Source organism: Mesorhizobium sp. RSR565B, assembly GCF_054719465.1.
On record NZ_JBTTIE010000001.1, the window covers coordinates 3,306,543 to 3,323,883 of the forward strand.

16 protein-coding genes are annotated in these 17,341 nt (G+C 64.9%); 4 read left to right on the top strand and 12 right to left on the bottom strand.

Features of this window, described 5'->3' with window-relative positions; translation table 11 throughout:
* Positions 1 to 2: 2 nt before the first annotated feature.
* Positions 3 to 671 carry a hypothetical protein gene (locus ACYG9R_RS16115; RefSeq protein ID WP_031199642.1) on the bottom strand — a complete coding sequence of 223 codons (669 nt, stop codon included), beginning with the start codon at positions 669 to 671 and terminating at the stop codon, positions 3 to 5.
* A gap of 198 nt (positions 672 to 869) precedes the next feature.
* Here ACYG9R_RS16115 and ACYG9R_RS16120 point away from each other — a divergent pair, with 198 nt between their 5' ends.
* A complete protein-coding gene (locus tag ACYG9R_RS16120) occupies positions 870 to 1,862 on the top strand; it encodes a hypothetical protein (protein ID WP_023686527.1) in 993 nt (330 codons plus the stop codon).
* A gap of 154 nt (positions 1,863 to 2,016) precedes the next feature.
* Positions 2,017 to 2,457: a lipid-binding SYLF domain-containing protein gene (locus ACYG9R_RS16125; RefSeq protein ID WP_023824609.1), complete on the top strand. Its 441-nt coding sequence runs from the start codon at positions 2,017 to 2,019 to the stop codon at positions 2,455 to 2,457.
* Between the two features lie 267 nt (positions 2,458 to 2,724).
* Here ACYG9R_RS16125 and ACYG9R_RS16130 read toward each other — a convergent pair whose 3' ends face one another.
* From ACYG9R_RS16130 to ACYG9R_RS16165, 8 genes are all read right to left on the bottom strand, one after another.
* Positions 2,725 to 3,705, bottom strand: coding sequence for an ABC transporter permease (locus ACYG9R_RS16130; RefSeq protein ID WP_023728503.1), 981 nt, complete (start codon positions 3,703 to 3,705; stop codon positions 2,725 to 2,727).
* A 262-nt stretch (positions 3,706 to 3,967) separates the two neighbouring features.
* A complete protein-coding gene (locus ACYG9R_RS16135) occupies positions 3,968 to 4,939 on the bottom strand; it encodes an ABC transporter permease (RefSeq protein WP_023824608.1) in 972 nt (323 codons plus the stop codon).
* Complete coding sequence (locus ACYG9R_RS16140) at positions 4,936 to 6,486, bottom strand: sugar ABC transporter ATP-binding protein (protein ID WP_023824607.1); 1,551 nt, start codon at positions 6,484 to 6,486, stop codon at positions 4,936 to 4,938. The genes ACYG9R_RS16135 and ACYG9R_RS16140 overlap by 4 nt, the downstream gene beginning before the upstream one ends.
* A 267-nt stretch (positions 6,487 to 6,753) precedes the next feature.
* Positions 6,754 to 7,788, bottom strand: coding sequence for an ABC transporter substrate-binding protein (locus ACYG9R_RS16145; protein WP_460221838.1), 1,035 nt, complete (start codon positions 7,786 to 7,788; stop codon positions 6,754 to 6,756).
* 78 nt (positions 7,789 to 7,866) lie between these two features.
* Entirely contained in the window at positions 7,867 to 8,781 is a 915-nt protein-coding gene (locus ACYG9R_RS16150; RefSeq protein WP_023824605.1) for a sugar phosphate isomerase/epimerase family protein, read from the bottom strand.
* A 21-nt stretch (positions 8,782 to 8,802) separates the two neighbouring features.
* Positions 8,803 to 10,338, bottom strand: coding sequence for a mannitol dehydrogenase family protein (locus ACYG9R_RS16155; protein ID WP_023824604.1), 1,536 nt, complete (start codon positions 10,336 to 10,338; stop codon positions 8,803 to 8,805).
* Entirely contained in the window at positions 10,335 to 11,117 is a 783-nt protein-coding gene (locus ACYG9R_RS16160) for an SDR family oxidoreductase (protein WP_023726487.1), read from the bottom strand. Before ACYG9R_RS16160 ends, ACYG9R_RS16155 begins: the two co-directional genes overlap by 4 nt.
* Positions 11,118 to 11,196: 79 nt before the next feature.
* Positions 11,197 to 12,084, bottom strand: a complete 888-nt coding sequence (locus tag ACYG9R_RS16165) for a MurR/RpiR family transcriptional regulator (protein ID WP_023714096.1) — start codon at positions 12,082 to 12,084, stop codon at positions 11,197 to 11,199.
* 86 nt (positions 12,085 to 12,170) lie between these two features.
* On the opposite strand from ACYG9R_RS16165, the gene ACYG9R_RS16170 reads away from it, so the two are divergent.
* Positions 12,171 to 13,355 (top strand): Gfo/Idh/MocA family protein, encoded by a 1,185-nt coding sequence (locus ACYG9R_RS16170; RefSeq protein ID WP_023824603.1) that lies wholly within the window; start codon positions 12,171 to 12,173, stop codon positions 13,353 to 13,355.
* A gap of 396 nt (positions 13,356 to 13,751) precedes the next feature.
* Positions 13,752 to 14,003 (top strand): hypothetical protein, encoded by a 252-nt coding sequence (locus tag ACYG9R_RS16175; protein WP_023824602.1) that lies wholly within the window; start codon positions 13,752 to 13,754, stop codon positions 14,001 to 14,003.
* A gap of 13 nt (positions 14,004 to 14,016) precedes the next feature.
* Here ACYG9R_RS16175 and ACYG9R_RS16180 read toward each other — a convergent pair whose 3' ends face one another.
* From ACYG9R_RS16180 to ACYG9R_RS16190, 3 genes are read right to left on the bottom strand one after another with little or no spacing between them, the layout of a single operon-like run.
* Positions 14,017 to 14,880, bottom strand: a complete 864-nt coding sequence (locus tag ACYG9R_RS16180) for a carbohydrate ABC transporter permease (RefSeq protein WP_031199640.1) — start codon at positions 14,878 to 14,880, stop codon at positions 14,017 to 14,019.
* Positions 14,877 to 15,767: a carbohydrate ABC transporter permease gene (locus tag ACYG9R_RS16185; protein WP_023824600.1), complete on the bottom strand. Its 891-nt coding sequence runs from the start codon at positions 15,765 to 15,767 to the stop codon at positions 14,877 to 14,879. Before ACYG9R_RS16185 ends, ACYG9R_RS16180 begins: the two co-directional genes overlap by 4 nt.
* The gene (locus tag ACYG9R_RS16190) at positions 15,767 to 17,059 is read right to left on the bottom strand and encodes an ABC transporter substrate-binding protein (RefSeq protein WP_023824599.1); all 1,293 of its coding nucleotides are present in this window, start codon (positions 17,057 to 17,059) and stop codon (positions 15,767 to 15,769) included. The genes ACYG9R_RS16185 and ACYG9R_RS16190 overlap by 1 nt, the downstream gene beginning before the upstream one ends.
* Between the last annotated feature and the right edge of the window lie 282 nt (positions 17,060 to 17,341).

Consider the following 17,341-nt stretch of genomic DNA (forward strand, 5'->3'; position numbering starts at 1 on the left):
TCTCATGCCTTGAGATTCTTGGCTGAAATGACCCTGAAGCCGCCTGACGTGGCGTCCTGCGGGAAGAAGTCCGGCATGACGTAGAGGAACTCGCATCCGTAGACGCGGTAGTGCATGCGCAGCAGCGGATCGCGGATGATCTCTTCCAGCGGCGGTCTTGTGCCGGTCTGGTTCCAGCGGTCGATGGTGGCGCGGAACCGCGCATCGGCCTTGACATGATCATACTCGTCGCCCGAGGAGCCGGCATAGGACGAGCAGCGGCCATCGCCGATCAGCCAGCTGGCGCCCAGGCGGCGGCCGTGGCTCTCCATCTCCTTCAAGAGCCGCACCGCCGTGTTGGTGCCGCGATGGCTCGGCCGGACGCAGAGATTGTAGGCGTAAAGCGCGTAAACCGGCTCGCTGCGCGGCAGCGATGCATAGGCATCGAAATTCCTGGGGAAATCGGCGCGCACCAGCGGATCCTGGCTGGTCTCGGCAAAGCAGATGGTGCCGGCAAGCAGATCGCCATCGATCGCGCCGAACATGGTGTGTCCGAGTGCCAGCCGGTGGCGGATGGTCGTTTCGCTCGCCTGCAGCGGGGCTGCCCAGGCGGCAGCCTCAAGCTCCATCAGCAACGGCATGTCTTCCAGCTCTAACCGGCGGATGGGTATCGCAACATCGTCTAAATTCATGTGTCGGCTGCCTCGACTTCTAACGCGTTGATGGCGCATGGCAGTTTCTTGCCAATGCGGTTTGCAGCTTCACGGAAACGTCAACCTGTTCTATCTCCTGTTTGACGCATGCCGGATCGAGAACCATTTCACGGCTTTCACAAGCCTGTCTAATCATCATGGTTCCCCTTTGCAATTACATACGGACAACGGAAACGCATGATATTTTACGTCGCGCATCGGGAGCACGCCTACACGCAGGCGGTGGTGCTTCTGTATCACCGGACTGACCTGGAGGCGTGGTTCCGGCTGGTGCGCTACGAGGATGCCGGGCTGCTGCGCGGCGTTCGCGCCGGGGTGGTCATCTGGTCCGACATGGACCGGCTGACATCGGACGAATTGAGCCGCGCGGCCGGCATCAGCGCCGAACTGGCTGACAACACCGGCCTGACGCAGCTCAATCACCCGACCGCCAGCCTGCAGCGCTTCGACCTGCTGCGCCTGCTTCATGCCGACGGCAGCAACGCTTTTCGTGTGTTCAGGCCGGACGAGCTGGAAGAGGCGATACGCTATCCCGTTTTCATCCGCGACGAGACGGGCGCACTCTACAGGGAGCCGCCGCTGCTGCACGACCGGCCGGCGCTGGACGCCGCGATCGCCCGGCTGGACGGTAGCGATCTGGTGCGGCCGATGGTGGTGGAGATGATCGGCACCCCCGGAATGGACGGTTATTTCAGGAAGTACGCGGCGTTTCGGGTCGGCGATACGATCTACGGCCAGCATTGCGCCATGTCGAAATCGTGGTTCGTCAAGAATTCGCCCGAGCAATTGCTGCCGGCGCATATCGAAGAAATCAGGACCTATGTCGATACGAATCCTGACGCCAATGCGGTCATGCAGGTCTTCGAAAAAGCCCGCATGCAGTATGGCCGCATCGACTACACTTTCGTGGACGGCAGGCTTGTAGTGTTCGAGATCAACAGCAACCCCACCGTGCTCAGCGACCCGCCGACGCCGTTCGCCATCTATGACCCCAAGCCCTTTGCCGATCTTCAGGCCGACGCGCTGCTCGCGCTGCCGCAGGCTACCGAGGCGGACTCGCTGGCTGCAATCGACACCGCCCACCAGTCGGCGCTGGCCAAGTTGCGGCGCCATTACCAGATGAGGCGGTTGAAGTTAACGCTGCGAAAAGTGCTCAGGAAGAGGAAATAGCCGCCGCCTCCTCCGCAACCCGAAAGTACACCACGTCACGTTTCGTCGGATCTTGTCACAGCCTGCCTGGAACCAAATCACGGGCTAGATTGTTCAAGTTGGTTCCGACGAGCCCTGCCGGTTGGGTGAGCGGCGCACTTGAGGAGCTCCCACCATGACCATCTCGTCCAGCTTTCGTTCGCTCGCGGTTGCGGCCATCACAACTGTGTCCGTCAGCGCTGCCAGCGCCGCGCATGCCGATAGCGGCACGATCCGCTTTGCCGTCTACAAGGCGGCCTTCTTCGTCGGCGGTTCCGGCGGCGAGGGGACGCTGACCCTCCACGGCCGCTCCTATCCCATCACGATCGGCGGCGTTTCGGGCGGCTTCGCCTTCGGGGTTTCCAAGACCTATTTCCGGGGCACCGTGCGCCATATCCGCAGGGTGCGGGATGCGACCGGGGTTTATGGCGCGGCCGGCGGTGGCGGCGCGCTCGGCAAGGGGGCGCAGGTGATCGTCATGACCAACGACAAGGGCGCCCAGCTCGAGCTTACGGGCCGGCAGGTGGGCCTGCAGGTGAATGCGGATTTGAGCGGGATGGCGATTTCGTTGAAGTAGGGGGGCGGGCGAGCTCTGGGTGGGCACAGGCGCCCAGGGTGATGGCAATCGCTTAGGGTGCCCCCCACTCCGTCTCGGCTTCGCCGAGCCACCTCTACCCCCACGTCCGTGGGGGAGAGGAAACGCTAATTTTCGAGGTTGCGGCCTCGACAGTGTTGAGTTTTTTCTTCGCTCGAAAAGCTTGGCATTTCCTCTCCCCACGGACGTGGGGGTAGAGGGGGCTCGGCGAAGCCGAGAGGGAGTGAGGGCTGGCGCTGGCCTCGGCCCCTACCGCTCCTCCACAATCCGCAAATATGCCGCCGTCACGAACAGCACGATCAGCCCGAACAAGATCCGCCGTGCCCCCTCCGGCATCTGCAGGATGGTCAGCAGCGTCGTCAGCACGGTCAGGATCAGGGCGCCGATGATGGTGCCGGTGTAGCCGCCGCGGCCGCCGAAGATGGAGGTGCCGCCGATGACGGCGGCGGCGACCGAGGGCAGCACCAGCGGTTCGGCGAGCGACAGCGACGGCGCCTTGATCAGGCCGATATAGAGCAGGCCGGTGATGCCGGCGAGCACGCTGGAGGTGACGTAGAGCGCGGTGATGACCTGCCAGTATTGCACGCCCGACAGGCGGGTCGCGCGCTCATTGTCGCCGACGGCGTAGAGCAGGCGGCCGAAGCCGGTGCGGGCGAGCGTGAAGACGATGAGGGCGGCGAGCGGCACGAACAAAAGCAGCGCGTTGGGGAAGCCCCATGTCACGCCGGTGCCGAGCCAAGCCAGGAAGTCGGGGATTTTTGCGCCCGACGCGATCACCGTGCGCTGGTAGACCTGCAGGCAGCCGGTGCCGATCAGGCTGGTGCCCAGCGTCATGATCAGCGGGTGGACGCGGAAGACACCGACGCCGATGCCGTTGACGAGGCCGATCAGCACCGCCGGCATCATCGCCAGCAGGAACGCCACCGCCGGGTCCTGGTTGACCACTTGCGTCGCCATGATGAAGGCGCTCATCGTTGCCACCGTGCCGACCGACAGGTCGATGCCGCCGGTCAGCATGGTCATGGTCTGGCATCCCGCCAGGATCGCCAGCGGGATGGCGAATTTAATAGTGTTGGCGATCCAGCGCTCGTTGACGATGCCGGGGCGCAGGATCTGCAGGATTATAACCAGGATGGCGAGCAGGACGATCAGCGGGATGAGCGGGCGATCGGCCATGAAGCGCTTTATGCGGCGGCCGAAGGGGACCGGGGTGATGGCGGTGGTGCTCATGGGGCGGCTCTTGCTCGCGATGAGGTTTGCAAGGTGCGGCAAGTTGGCGAGGACAGTGCTCTACGGCGCCCCCCTCTGGCCTGCCGGCCATCTCCCCCACTTGTGGGGAGATTGGCAGCTTCAGCGCCTCGCTCATTCTTGCAAGGTTGGAGATTGGCGAAGGTCGTCGCGACATCCAATCTCCCCCCTTGTGGGGGAGATGTCCGGCAGGACAGAGGGGGGCGCGAAGGAACGCCGACGTCTCTCTGCGACAGCCCTCCCATCATTGCCGCCCCCGCATCGTGATAAACGCGCCGAACATCACCACCGCCACCATGATCAGCCCCTCGATGATGGCGGTGACATTCGGGTCGATGGCAAGCAGCGTCAAATCCGTGCGCACCAGGCGCAACACGAAGACGGCGACGATCGGGCCGAGCAGGCCGCCCTTGCCGCCGCCGAGCGCGACGCCGCCCAGCACCACGGCGGCGACGCTGGCGAGCAGATAGGGGCCGGGGATGGGGGCGCCGATGCCGGTGCTCATGGTCAGCGCCAGGCCGCCAAAGGCGGCGAACAGGCCGGACAGCGCATAGGCGATGATGCGAGTGCGCTTGACCGGCACGCCGGAGCGGAACGCCGCCAGTTCGCTAGAGCCGATGGCGTAGATAGAGAGGCCGAGGCGCGAGCGCCTCAGTGGTATCCAGATGACGCAGAGGCACACGATCAGCACCAGCAGCGCCTTGGGCAGCCAGGCGTCTATGGCGTCGGGCAGGCCGGGGATCGGTACGGTGCCAGAGATCAGCGCCTTCAGCCATTCGGCGATGCCGCCGCCTGGCGCTTCGAGTACCAGCAGGGCTGCACCCTGCAGCACGAACAGCATGGCCAGCGTCACGACAATGTCGGGCACGCGGGTGACGACGATGAGCAGGCCGTTGAGTGCGCCGAGCACGAAACCCATGGCCAGCACGAAGGGCACCACGAACAGCGCGTATTCCTCGCTCGCGCCATTCATCATCGCCGCCGCGGTGACGCTGGTCAGCGCCATCATGGCGGCGACCGACAGATCGATGCCGCCGGCGATGACGACCACCGTCTGCGCGGCGACTGCGAAGGCATAGGGCAGAACGGCGCGGGCGAGCGAGCCGAAATCATTGCTGCCATAGGCCGGCTGGATGATCCTGGTGGCGATGAACAGGATCATGAGCAGGGCGAAGAGGCCGACAACCCAACCCTGGCGGCGCAGGAAATGGCTCATGGCGTTGGCTCCGTCGAAGCCGAAGCGTCGGCCGTGGGATCGGCCAATATGCCGATGTCGGCCTTGGCGCCGCGCGGCAGGCCGTAGGCGGCGCGCATCAGCGCCGGCTCGTCGGCCTCCTCGACCGGAAAAATGTCGACCAGGCGGCCGCCGAAGATGACAATGACGCGGTCGCAGACGCGCTGCACCTCTTCCAGTTCCGAGGTGTAGAACAGCACCGACTTGCCGTTGTCGGCGAGCTCGCGCAGCAGCTTGTAGATCTCCTGCTTGGTGCCGACATCGATGCCGCGCGTCGGGTCGAAGCACAGGATGGTGCGGGCATCCGCCGCGATCCAGCGGGCGATGGTCACCTTCTGCTGGTTGCCGCCGGACAGGCGCTGCACCTCGCCTTGCGCGCGGGTGTCGATCTGCAGCCGCTCGATCGCGCTGAGCACGGTCGCGCGTTCGCGGCGCATGTTGATCGGACCCCAGTTGCGCAAGGCAGCGCTGAAAGGCAGGGCGATGTTTTCGCGCACCGAGCGCTGCATGGCGAGCGCTTCCGAGCGGTCGCCCGGCACATAGGCAATGCCGGCGCGGATGGCGTCGATCGGATGCGAGAATTTCACCGGCTGGCCATCGACTTCGATGGTGCCGCCGGAGGGCCGGATCGAGCCGGCAAGGGCGGCGAACAACTCGTCCTGACCCTGGCCTTCGAGCGCGACGACGCCGGCGACTTCGCCGTCGGCGAGATCGAAGGAGACATCGCTGAGCTTGGCGCCGACGCGGAGATTGCGCACGGAGATGCGCGGCCGGGCAGCTGCGGGCGCGGCCTTCTCGGCGGCGCTGCGGGCGGCGACATGAGTTTTCACGATGCGGGTGCCGAGCATCAGCTCGACGATCTTTTCCTCGACGCCGGGTACGATGTCGACGACACCGACGGTCTCGCCGTCGCGCAGCACGGTGGCGCGGTCGCACAGTGCGGAGATTTCGACGAAGCGGTGCGAGATGAAGATCACCGCGCGACCGGCATCGCCCTGGCGGCGCACCACTTCCAGCACTTTTTCGGCGAGGTTGGCGGGCAGGGCCGCCGTCATCTCGTCGAGCAGCAGCACGTCCGGCTCGACGGCGAGCGCCCGCGCCAGGTCGAGCACGCGCAGCACGGCGAGCGGGATGTCGCGCGCGGTGTCGCGCAGATCGAGGTCGGCAATGCCGAGCTCGCGCACCCAGGCGCGGAACGGCTCGACCGGCGTGCCGGTGAGCCTGAGATTGGACAGCACGTCGAGATCGGGGATCAGCGACGGCTCCTGGTAGACGGGCAGCAGCCCGGCGCGGCGCGCGGCGGCCGGCGAGCGAATGTCGCGCGCTTCGCCGCGGATCAGGATGCGGCCGGCGTTCGCCGGAATGGCGCCGGTGAGGATCTTCACCAGCGTCGACTTGCCGGCGCCGTTGGCGCCCATCAGCGCGTGGACCTCGCCCGGCAGCACGGAGAGCGACGCGTTGCGAAGTGCTGCAACCGCGCCGTAGTTCTTGGCGACGCCGGTGGCGTCGAGGAGGGGGCTGGTGGTCAAATCGATGTCCGCTCAGAAATTCTCTTGCTGGCACTCTACGGCGCCCCCCTCTGTCCTGCCGGACATCTCCCCCACAAGGGGGGAGATTGGCAGTTTCGGCGCCGCCCCTCGTCTTGCGACGTAGAAAATTAGCGAAAGCCGAGATGACAGCCAATCTCCCCACCTGTGGGGGAGATGTCCGGCAGGACAGAGGGGGGCGCCGTAGAGCGCTAGTCTGTATAGCGAGGACGGAGTTCGCCGTCCTCGCTAATTCATTCAAGCCCAGCCTTACTCCCCCGGCCCCTTGCACGCGATGATCTGCTCCTTGGTGTACGTCGTCCACTCAGGGATCGAGATCGAGACCGGCCATTCCGGGCTCAGCGACGGGTCGGCGGCTGCCTTCAGCTTGGCCTTGCCTTCGTCGGTGGCGTTGTCCCACAGCTGCGGGTCGACCAGCACGGTCTGCTGCGCCGGCTTCTTGCCGTCGAGGATCTGCAGCGCCAGCGTCACGCCCGCGCCGCCGATCGAGCCGGGGTTGGTGACGGCTGCACCGACGAGACCTTTCACCGAGCTCAGCTGGCCGACGAAGCCGGCATTGTCAGCGCCGACCACCGGTACCAGCGGCGCCTGCAATTCGACCAGCGCGTCGACGATGACGTTGTCGATGCCCGACGTCCACACGCCGTTGAACGGCGTGCCGGTGGCCAGGAACGACAGCATCTGCTGCTTGGCCTGATCCTGCTGCCAGCCGGTGAAGACTTCCTGCGCCACCTTCACGCCGGGGTTTTCGGCCAGCGCCTTCTTGAAGCCTTTGTCGCGATCGCTATCGGCCGAGGCGCCGGCGGCGCCGCGCATGTAGAACACTTCGCCCTTGCCGCCCATCTGCTGGAACAGCCATTTGGCGCCGAGATAGGCATACTGTTCCTGGTTGTTGGAGATGATGTAGGCCGACGGTTCGGTCACCGCCTGGTCGACGGCAACGACGACGATGCCGGCCTTGGTGGCTTCTTCCAGGCCCGCCTTGATGCCGGCGGGATCAGCGGGGTTGACGACGATGGCGTCGACCTTGGCGCTGATCAGATTGCGGATGTCTTCGAGCTGGCCGGCGGCATCGGTGTTGCGGTGGGCGATGTTGAGCTTCGTCACTTCGCCCGAAGCCAGCGCCTGCGCCTTCATGGCGCAGACCATTTCCTCGCGCCAGCCATTGCCCTGCACGGTGTTGGAAATGCCGATCGTATATTTGGCTTCGGCCGACGACACGCCCATCGATGCCAGCAAGGCAGCGCCCGCAAGCAACGGGACCATGGTCAGTATTTTCTTCATGTCAGTACTCCTCCACATTGTTGTTTTTCGTCTCAGGGCCAGACCCTTCGGCAGGATCGGACCAAGTCATTCACATCGTCATTTGACGAAGGGGCGCAGCACGTCGCGGGCGAGCAGGAAGCCCCGCTTCACCGCATCGTCGCTGCCTTCAAACCGCCTGTCCTCATGTTCGATGATGACCGAGCCGTCATAGCCGGCGCGGTAGAGGCCGGAGAAGAAGCCGCTCCAGTCGACATCGCCCAATCCCGGCATGCGCGGCACCTGCCAGCCAATCCCGGCGGAAAGAATCCCGCGCTCATACAAACCATCATGATCGATCATCAAATCCTTGGCGTGGACATGCAGCATGTAGGGGCCGAACTCCTTGATGAAGCGGCCCTGGTCGATCATCTGCCAGACCAGATGCGAGGGGTCGAAATTCATGCCGACCTCGCCGCCCCAGGCCTCGAGGATGCGCCGCCAGATGTAGGGCGAATAGGCGATGTTGTGCCCGCCCGGCCACTCGTCATAACTGAAGATCATCGGGCAGTTCTCGAAGGCGAGTTTTACCCCGTGGCCGCGCGCATAGGCGACGGTCTCGGGCCAGACTTTCAGCGCGTCCTGCCAGTTGACGTCGACGGTCTTCGAGGCATCGCCACCGCAGAAGGTGTTGACCACCGGCACGCCCATATTGGCGGCCAGCACGATGACCTTCTTCAGATGGCCGATGACGGCCTCGCGATGGGCAGGGTCCGGATGCAGTGGGTTGGGATAGTAGCCGAGGCCGGAGACCGTCAGCTTCTTCTCCGTCAGCGAAGCGACGATCTCCTTGGCCTGCGCGGGCGAGGTGGAAGCGGCATCGATATGGCTGGTGCCGGCATAGCGTCGCGTCGCGCCGGAGGTCTTCGGCCAGCAGGCGATTTCCAGCGCCTCGAAGCCGGCCGAGTGCGCCCAGTCGGCGACCTCGCCAAGCGGCGTCTCCGCAAACGGTGCTGTAAGAACTCCAAGTTTCATTCTGCCTCCCTAGACCGACGACTATAATGCCGATTGTTTGGATCGCTTCAACCTCGCGACCTCATCTTGTTCAAGACTGTGCCGGACAGCCGCCATCGGATCGTCCGACAGCAGGTCGCCCAGCGCCGATGTGACGGCCGCGCGGAACGTATCGTCGGCGGCAAGGCCGGGGTCGAATATCCCGTCGATGGCAAGGATGGCGGACACCAGCGCCTGTGCATCATGGCCGGTGGCGTCGGCGATCGCGGCGACCTTGCCGGCATAGGGGTCCGACACCGGCCAGCGTCTTTCAAAGCGATCCGAGGCCCGGATCAGATAGGCCATCCAGCCGGCGACCGGCACCGACAGCAGGCCGATGCTCTGGCCCATCGCGAGCCGGTCGCGGATCGGGTTGAGCAGGCGCTGGACGATCTTCTGCGAACCGTCGGTGGCGACCTGGTGGTTGCGGTGGCGGATCGCGGTGTTCTTCAGCCGGGCAAGGCTCTGCTCGACATAGGCAAGGGGCAGGACGCCCGGCACCGGCATCAGCGTCGGCAGCGTCTCCTCGACCAGCATGCGCCGGATGAAGTCCGACAGCAGCGGGTTGGCTATGGCGTCCGATGTGTGCTCGAGCCCGGCCAGCACGCCGAGCGTCGCCAGTGTCGTCTGGGCGCCGTTCAGCACCCGCATCTTGAGATGCTCGAACGGCGTGACGTCGTCGACGAAGGTGGCGCCGACCAGATCCCAGCGCGGCATGCGGCCGGCGAATTTTTCCTCGATCACCCACTGCCGGAACGGCTCACCGACAGCGGCGGCGGCATCGTGGTAGCCGAACCATTGTTCGACACTATCGAGGTCATCCTGCGTCACCGCCGGCGCGATGCGGTCGACCATTGACGAAGGGAAGGCGGCATTGGCTGCGATCCACGCGGCCAAGCCATTGCCGCGCTGCCAGGCGAAGGTCTGCACGACATTGGCCAGGATAACGCCATTGGCCGGAATGTTGTCGCAGGACAGCAGTGTCAGCGGCCGCCCATGTGTGGCCCTGCGCTGCTCCAGCGCCCGCACCAGCAGGCCGGGCACGCTGCGTGGCGTCTCGGGGTTGGCGAGGTCGTGTGCGATGTCGGGATGGCCGAGGTCGAGTTCGCCGCTGGACGGGATGTGGCAATAGCCTTTTTCGGTCACCGTCATCGTCACCAGCTCGATATCGGGTGAGATCAGCACGCCGAGCGCCGGTGCCGCACTCTCCTGGCTGTCGACCACCCGGACGATGCTGCCGATGACGCGCGCCTCGATGTGGCTGTTCTCGCGGATCAGCCTTGTGTAGAGCCCGCCCTGCCGTCCCAGCGTGTCGGCAAGGCTGGGCGGACGGATGTTGATGCCGACGATGCCCCAGCGGTCGAAGCGCAGCGAGATGAGATCGTCGGTGTATTCGGCCTGATGGCTGCGGTGGAAGGCGCCGACGCCGAGATGCGCCATGCCGGGCGCCAGGAGCGTACGGTCATAGGACGGTGTCTGCACCGATGCCGGCAAGCGATCGAGCAGCGCCGGCCCAAGCGTTTCGATGGAAGCGCTCACCGGTTCGCTCCGATCACCGCCTGCTCCTGGTCGACAACCGCGCCGGTCATCGGGCCGGCGGCGTCGGACAGCAGGAAGACGGCGAGGCTGGCGATGTCGTCCGGCGTCAGCAACCGGCCGAAAGGCTGCGCGGCGTTGGCCTTCTCGAGCCAGCCAGGGCCGTTGCCCAAAGTCTCCGCCTGCATGATGCGTTCGGCCGGCGTGTCCGTCCAACCGACATTGATGCCGTTGACGCGGATGCGGTCGAAACGGTGGGCGTTGGCGGCGTTCTTGGTCAGCGTCGCCAGCGCGCCCTTGGTGGCGGAATAGACGGCAAGCTCCGGCGAGCCGCAATGGGCGTTGATCGACAGAATGTTGAGAATGGCGCCACCTTGGCCGCGCTGCTTCATGTCGGCAATCGCCGCCTGCATCAGGAAGAACGGCGCGCGCGCATTGACGGCAAACAGTGACGCCCAGTCGTCGAGGCTGGCGTCGAGGAAAGAGGCGCGATCGGTCAGGCCGGCGGCGTTGACCAGCGCATCGATGCGGCCGAAGCGCTCGATGCAGGCCTGCGCCAGAAGGGTGGGGGCGTCAGGATCGGCAAGGTCGGCGGCGACGAAGATGGTCGGCGTGCCCAATTGCGAAAGCTCGGCCGCCACGGCCTCGCCACGCGCCCTCTCGCGCCCGGTGACCAACAGCCCGGCGGCACCGGAACGCGCCAGCGTCTCGGCAATGGCGCGGCCAATGCCTTGCGTCGACCCGGTGACCAGAGCCACCTTGCCGCCAAGCCGGATCTCCATTCCTCCTCCCGGGAATAAAGTTTCTATTTTGAGAAATATGGAACGGCAATTCCCGATAGTCAATTGGACCAGTGACGCCTCATTCGTCGCGCCGCGCCGCCACGCCATGGACCAGCGCCATCCCAACGGCGAGCGAGGCCGCCAGTGAGCGGAAGCCGGCAAAGTCAGATTCCACCACTTCCAGCCAGCTGTCCGAGAGCGGGATCAGCGGGCTGAAGGTGCTGTCGGTGACGGTGACGATACGCGCCTTGCGCTCATGCGCCACCGCGACGAGATCGGGCGTGATCGAATTGTAGGGGCTAAACGAGACAGCGAGCACGGCATCCCGGCCGCTGATGCAGCCGATCTGGTCAAGTGCGGAGGAGCCGACATTGTCGACCAGCACATTGCGCACGCCCTGCTGCGACAGTGTCAGGGAGAGATAGGCGGTGACGGGAAAGGCGCGCTTGGAGCCGATGACATAGATCAGCTCGGCGGCCGCCAGCAGCGCCACCATCTTGTCGAAACTCGCGACATCGAAGCCCGCCTCGATGCGGCCAAGCGAGGCCTGCGACGCGCCGACCATGCCGTGCAGGAAATGCAGATTGGGCTCGGTCTCGGTGCGCGGTTCGCCGCGCCCTTCCGGCCATGAGCCCTTGATGTGCTCCTTGAACAGGCCCTGGAAATCGGAAAAGCCGGAATAGCCGAAGATCTGGGCAAAGCGCACCAGCGTCGAGGGCTGCACGCCGGCCTGTGCCGCAACCTGCGCGATGGTGCCGAGCGCGACGTCGCTCGGATGCTGCCACAGGAAGATTGCCACCTGGCGCAGCCGCTTGGGGAAATGCACCGTGCCCGACGACAGCACCGCGCGCAGCTCCTCATAGGTCTGCGGCTGGATATAGCCGAGTGCTGCCAGGGAGCGCCCGCGCTTGCGCGTCGCCGCCTCGTCGGTGCTGGACCGTCCGGATGCCTTGCTTGCCCCACTCATGATTTCAGGCTAGCGCGATACGATCGTTTTACAATATGGAAATTGGAAATCGTGTTCGAAAGCGGTCTGCCGGGAGGAGCTTGAAAATGGTCTACGCAACATCGGACGGATCAGCCGGCAAGCGCCTGCGGGTCGGCATGGTCGGCGGCGGCCGCAACGCTTTCATCGGCGCGGTGCATCGGCTCGCCATGCGCCTCGACGACCAGATCGTGCTGGTCGCCGGCGCGCTGTCGTCGGACCCGGAAAACGCCGCCGCATCGGCCGCCGAGATCGGCATCGCGCCGGATCGCAGCTATGCCGACTATCGCGAGATGGCGCGAACCGAAGCAGCGCGGCCGGACGGCATCGAGGCGGTGGTCATCGTCACGCCCAACCATCTGCACGCGCCGATCGCCACGGCCTTTCTCGAGGCCGGCATCGACGTCATCTGCGACAAGCCGCTGTCGACGACGCTGGATGAGGCCGAGGCGCTGGTGGCGCTGGCGCGGGAGAAAAAGCGTCGCTTCGTCGTCACGCTCAACAACACCGGCTACGCCATGGTCCGCCAGGCGCGCGAGATGGTGGCGGCGGGCGCGCTTGGCCGCATCGTGTCCGTGCATGGCGCCTACATCCAGGACTGGCTGACCAAGCCGATCGACGCCGAGGGCCAGAAGCAGGCGGAGTGGCGCACCGATCCGGCGCGCGCCGGGCAGTCGGCGGTGCTGGCCGATATCGGCGTGCATGCCTTCAACCTGGCAAGCTATATCTCCGGCTGTGAGGCCGAGGCGGTGTCGGCCGATCTGTTCACTGCCGTGCCGGGACGCCGGCTCGACGACAATGCGCATGTGCTGGTGCGCTGGACCGGCGGGGCGCGCGGCACGATCCTCGCCAGCCAGACCTCGCCCGGCCACTACAATGATCTCTCGGTGCGCATCTATGGCGACAAAGCCGGGCTCGAATGGTCGGGTGGCCGGCCGGAGGAATTGCGCTTCTCACCATATGGCGAGGAAACCCGCACGCTGGTGCGTGGCGGTCACGGCTCGACCGCTGAAAGCCAGCGCGTGTCGCGCATGCCAGCGGCGCATCCGGAGGGATATATCGAGGCCTTCGCCAATTTCTACCGCGACGCCGCCGATATCATTCGCGCCCATCGCTCTGGTGGGGTGGTCGATCCGGCGCGTGCGGCGCAGGTGCCCGATGTTGTGGATGGCGCGCGTGGGGTGAAGTTTGTTGCTGCGGCGGTGGAGTCGAATGCGGCGGGTGGGACATGGACTTCGGCGCGGTTTGGGTGAGGGGCTGATGCGGATGTAGAGGCCAGCGGCCTAGGGCGGTCCCCCACTCCGTCTCGGCTTCGCCGATCCACCTCTCCCCGATGAGGAAATCCCAAGCTTTTTGATGGGAAATGAAACCCAAGTCTTTCGATGCAGTGACTCCGGCGGTTGGCGTTTCCTCTCCCCCATGAACATGGGGGTAGAGGTGGCTCGGCGAAGCCGAGACGGAGTGGGGGACTGGCGCTGCCCTAAGGGATTGACCCGCCGAAGGCGCTACCGCCGCCGCAGCAGACCTGGCAGCGGCGGGGCGCCAAGTACTCTTCGGTCGCTTTACTGGGCAAAACGCTGCTATGCATGTGTTAATCATGATAGGGGTTGTTCATTGTCAGAGCATCGGCCCAGCCGTATTCGGTAACAATGCGCAACTTGTCTCTCTTCCTTGCTGCCAGCCTCGGCTGCCTCGTTCTCTCGGCGGTTTCCTTCGGCGCTCCGCAAGGCCTGCTCGTCACCCTGTTCCCGAACAGCAATGCAGCGAAGGTGGCGCAGTGCAGAAGCCTTCTCAAAATCCGTTTCGACACGGGCGAATGGCCGGACAAGGGCGCGGCTGACCATATGCGCTATGACGAGTGCTACTATCTGATCTGTGGCGGAACCAGGCCGAGCGCTTGAAGGCTTGGTGCAGCTATCCCTTGATCGCCGAGCCGACGATGGAATCGACGAAGAAGCGCTGCAGGAAGACGAACAGGATAAGCGGCGGCAGCACGGCCAGCGTCGCGCCGGCCATCACCAGGCCGGTGTTGACCGCACCTCTGTTGTAGCTGAGCAGGCGGCTCAGGCTGATGACGATCGGATAGGCGTCGGCATTGCCCTGCAGCACGGTCAGCGGCCAGAGATAGCTGTTCCAGTGGTAGACGAAGGCGAAGAGGGCCAGAGCCGCGATTGCGGGAGCGACGCTCGGCGCCACGATCTTGTAGAGGATCAAGAACTCCGAGGCGCCGTCCATGCGCGCGGCGTCGATCAGGTCGTCGGGCACGCCGGAGATGAACTGGCGCATCAGGAAGATGCCGAAGGCGTTGGCGAGATTGGGCACGATGATGCCGGCGAGGCTGGCGTTGAGGCCGATCGAGCCGACCAGGCGATAGAGCGGGATCAACGTCACGATCGGCGGCAGGAACATGGTGGCGATCAGCACAGAAAACAGCAGCGACTTGGCGGGGAAGTGGTATTTGGCGAATGCGTAGCCGGCCATCATGCTGGTCAGCAGGATGCCGGCGGTGGTGATCGAGGCGATGACCAGAGAATTCCACATCGAGCGGCCGACATTGACCACGCCCGACACCTTCTCATAGGCGTCGAGGCTCGGCGTAAGGGGGATCCATACCGGCGGCACCTGCATGCTCTCGGCCGGCGTCTTGAGGCTCGACAGCACCATCCACACCAGCGGGAAGGCCGAGGCAACGGCGACCAGCAGCATCAGCGTCGCCAGCAGCGCCTTGTGGCCGGACGGGCGCCGGCGCGACAGCCGGCTCGACGATCCCGCGCTCATTCGTCGTTCTTCCGGTTGGCGAAGGCAAACAGCGCGCAGACGACGACAATCAGCGACAGCATCAGCATGACCGCCATGGCCGAACCCAGTCCACCCTGCGCACGCTCGATGCCGACGCGGCGGATGTGGTAGGTGAGCACATTGGTCGAGCCGACCGGCCCGCCCTGCGTGATCAGGGCAACCGGCTCGAACACCTGCACAGCGTTGATGATGGCGATGACGGCGCTGAACAGCAGCGTGCGCCGTATCAGCGGCAGGGTGATGAAGCGGAACTGCTCGAAACGGTTGGCGCCGTCGAGCTTTGCTGCTTCATACAGGCTGCCGGGGATTTGCGTCAGTCCGGCGATCGCCAGCACGGTGAAATAGCCGACCTGCTGCCAGACATTGAGGAAGACGATCGAGATCAGCGCCGTGCGCGGCGACGACAGGAAAGGCTGCGGGCCGATGCCGATAAGGCCGAGCATCTGGTTGAGAGGGCCTTCGCTCGGCGAATAGAGTTTCGACCACACCAGCGCGACAGCGATCATCGGCACCATGTAGGTGGCAAACAGCACCGTGCGCAGCGCCGTGTCGCCGGCGACGTCGCGCTGGTAAACCATCAGGCCGAAGGCCACCGACAGAGGCAGGATGAGGACGACGGAGAGCGCGGTGTAGACGGCTGTGTTGACGAGCGCGGCCTTGAAATCGCGGCCGACCGAGGAGACCCCAAAAATCTCGCGGAAATTGTCGAGGCCGACGAAGCCGGCGCTGGAAAACGGTGTCTGCGTCGACCAGTCCTGGAACGACAGCCAGACGGTGAGCAGCATCGGCAACAGGACGAAGATGCCGATCAGCGTCACGGCGGGCGCCAGCATGATGCCCGCCGAGGCACGGTACCTCTGAATCATTATTTGGCGGCGCGCTCCAGGATCGAAATGGCGTCGGCCTGCGCCGTCGCCTGCGCATCCTTGGCCGAGACCTGGCCATACTGCAACGCCTCGAGCGTCTGCTGCAGCGATTCCGAGAATTCCTGGCCGCCGGGCACGACAGGGAACGGCTTGGCGTCGGTGAGCACGCTGACATAGCCGGAGAGGAATTCCGAGCCGAGCTTGTCCTTGTGCGCCTCGATGTCGGAGAGGCGTGAGGGCAGGATGCCCATCGACATCAGGATATCCGACATCGCGGAAGCGCCGTTCTTGCCGGACTTTGGATTGTTCAGCCAGGCGAGGAAGTCCCATGCCGCCTTCTGCTCGGCCGCACCTGCATTGGCGTTGACCACGGTCATCCAGGAGTAGGAGATCGAATGCGGCTTGTCGCCGCTCGGGCCGACGGGAAGCGGCGCCGTTGCAATGTCGGCGAACTTGTCGCCCATGCCGGCCTTCAGTGCGCTTTCCCACCAATTGGCCATGATTATCATGCCGGTCTTGCCGGAGACGAAATTGTCGAGGAAGGGGCCGGTGGTGTTGGCGTCGGCTGTCGCCATCGAAGGCACGCTGGCGCCGGACTTGATCAGGTCTTCATAGAGCTGGAAAGTCTCCGCGGCCTGCGGGCTGTCGAGCACCGGCTTGCCGTCCTTGACCAGGTCGCCGCCATTGGAGACCAGCAGCGAGGCGAAGGGGTGGACGACACCGGCGGCCCATGAATTGATCATGCCGAAGCCTTGCTGTCCCGCATCCTTGTTGGTCAGCTTCTTGGCCGCATCCTTGAACTCGTCCCAGGTCTTGGGTGGCGCCGCGATGCCGGCCTGCTTGAGCAGCGCCTTGTTGTAGTTCAGCGCATAGACGTCGATTTCGTTGGGGATGCCGTAGAGCGTGCCGCCGACCGAGGCGGCGCTGGTGATGCCCGCCGGCCATGCGGCCTTGACCTCGCTGGCCACCGCATCGGGGGCGGGCGCGACCAGCTTGTCGCGCGCCAGTTCCGGCAACCAGAGATCGTAGATGCCGCCGATCGTCGGGCCGTCCGCGCCGCCGCCTTGCGAGCGCAGCGTGGTCAGGAGGTCGCCGAAGGGGACGGCGCGCACGGTGACGCTGACATCCGGATTGGTCTTGGCATAATCCTTGGCCGCCGCTTCCAGCAGCGCGACCGTCTCCGGCGACCAGTGGGTGAGATAGGAGATGTTGACCGATTGCGCCCAGCCGGTGGTGGGCAGGATGGCGAGGCCTGCGGCCAGTGCCAGTTTCGACGTCCAGGCAAACGACATTCCTCATCCTCCTATCGGTTCACAATGACGTTATGACAAGTTAGCGCGGCGACGCAAGGGCTTGCTGGCGAAAAAGTCTCACATGGCACGGTCACAGATTTCTTTGCAGCGCTGGAATGTGGATATTTATCGTTAGATAACAAACGGATGCGGGTACTGCAATGTCGTGAGGGGGCCAACGCCGCCATTCCTGAGGCGCAGCAGACCTCTTGCGAATGCCGCTATGTCATTATAATGACTTTTCCCGAGCCAATGACTCTCTCACGGCAGGAAATGCCGCGG

What these genes read in the sequence shown, in the direction of transcription:
- ACYG9R_RS16160 (WP_023726487.1), bottom strand. Translation starts at nt 11,117, where the DNA reads ATGGAGATCCGGCTTGGCGGCAAGGTGGCTCTGGTCACCGGGTCGACG.
- ACYG9R_RS16125 (WP_023824609.1), top strand. Translation starts at nt 2,017, where the DNA reads ATGACCATCTCGTCCAGCTTTCGTTCGCTCGCGGTTGCGGCCATCACA.
- ACYG9R_RS16115 (WP_031199642.1), bottom strand. Translation starts at nt 671, where the DNA reads ATGAATTTAGACGATGTTGCGATACCCATCCGCCGGTTAGAGCTGGAA.
- ACYG9R_RS16190 (WP_023824599.1), bottom strand. Translation starts at nt 17,059, where the DNA reads ATGTCGTTTGCCTGGACGTCGAAACTGGCACTGGCCGCAGGCCTCGCC.
- ACYG9R_RS16165 (WP_023714096.1), bottom strand. Translation starts at nt 12,084, where the DNA reads ATGAGTGGGGCAAGCAAGGCATCCGGACGGTCCAGCACCGACGAGGCG.
- ACYG9R_RS16130 (WP_023728503.1), bottom strand. Translation starts at nt 3,705, where the DNA reads ATGAGCACCACCGCCATCACCCCGGTCCCCTTCGGCCGCCGCATAAAG.
- ACYG9R_RS16145 (WP_460221838.1), bottom strand. Translation starts at nt 7,788, where the DNA reads ATGAAGAAAATACTGACCATGGTCCCGTTGCTTGCGGGCGCTGCCTTG.
- ACYG9R_RS16175 (WP_023824602.1), top strand. Translation starts at nt 13,752, where the DNA reads ATGCGCAACTTGTCTCTCTTCCTTGCTGCCAGCCTCGGCTGCCTCGTT.
- ACYG9R_RS16170 (WP_023824603.1), top strand. Translation starts at nt 12,171, where the DNA reads ATGGTCTACGCAACATCGGACGGATCAGCCGGCAAGCGCCTGCGGGTC.
- ACYG9R_RS16180 (WP_031199640.1), bottom strand. Translation starts at nt 14,880, where the DNA reads ATGAGCGCGGGATCGTCGAGCCGGCTGTCGCGCCGGCGCCCGTCCGGC.
- ACYG9R_RS16120 (WP_023686527.1), top strand. Translation starts at nt 870, where the DNA reads ATGATATTTTACGTCGCGCATCGGGAGCACGCCTACACGCAGGCGGTG.
- ACYG9R_RS16135 (WP_023824608.1), bottom strand. Translation starts at nt 4,939, where the DNA reads ATGAGCCATTTCCTGCGCCGCCAGGGTTGGGTTGTCGGCCTCTTCGCC.
- ACYG9R_RS16185 (WP_023824600.1), bottom strand. Translation starts at nt 15,767, where the DNA reads ATGATTCAGAGGTACCGTGCCTCGGCGGGCATCATGCTGGCGCCCGCC.
- ACYG9R_RS16150 (WP_023824605.1), bottom strand. Translation starts at nt 8,781, where the DNA reads ATGAAACTTGGAGTTCTTACAGCACCGTTTGCGGAGACGCCGCTTGGC.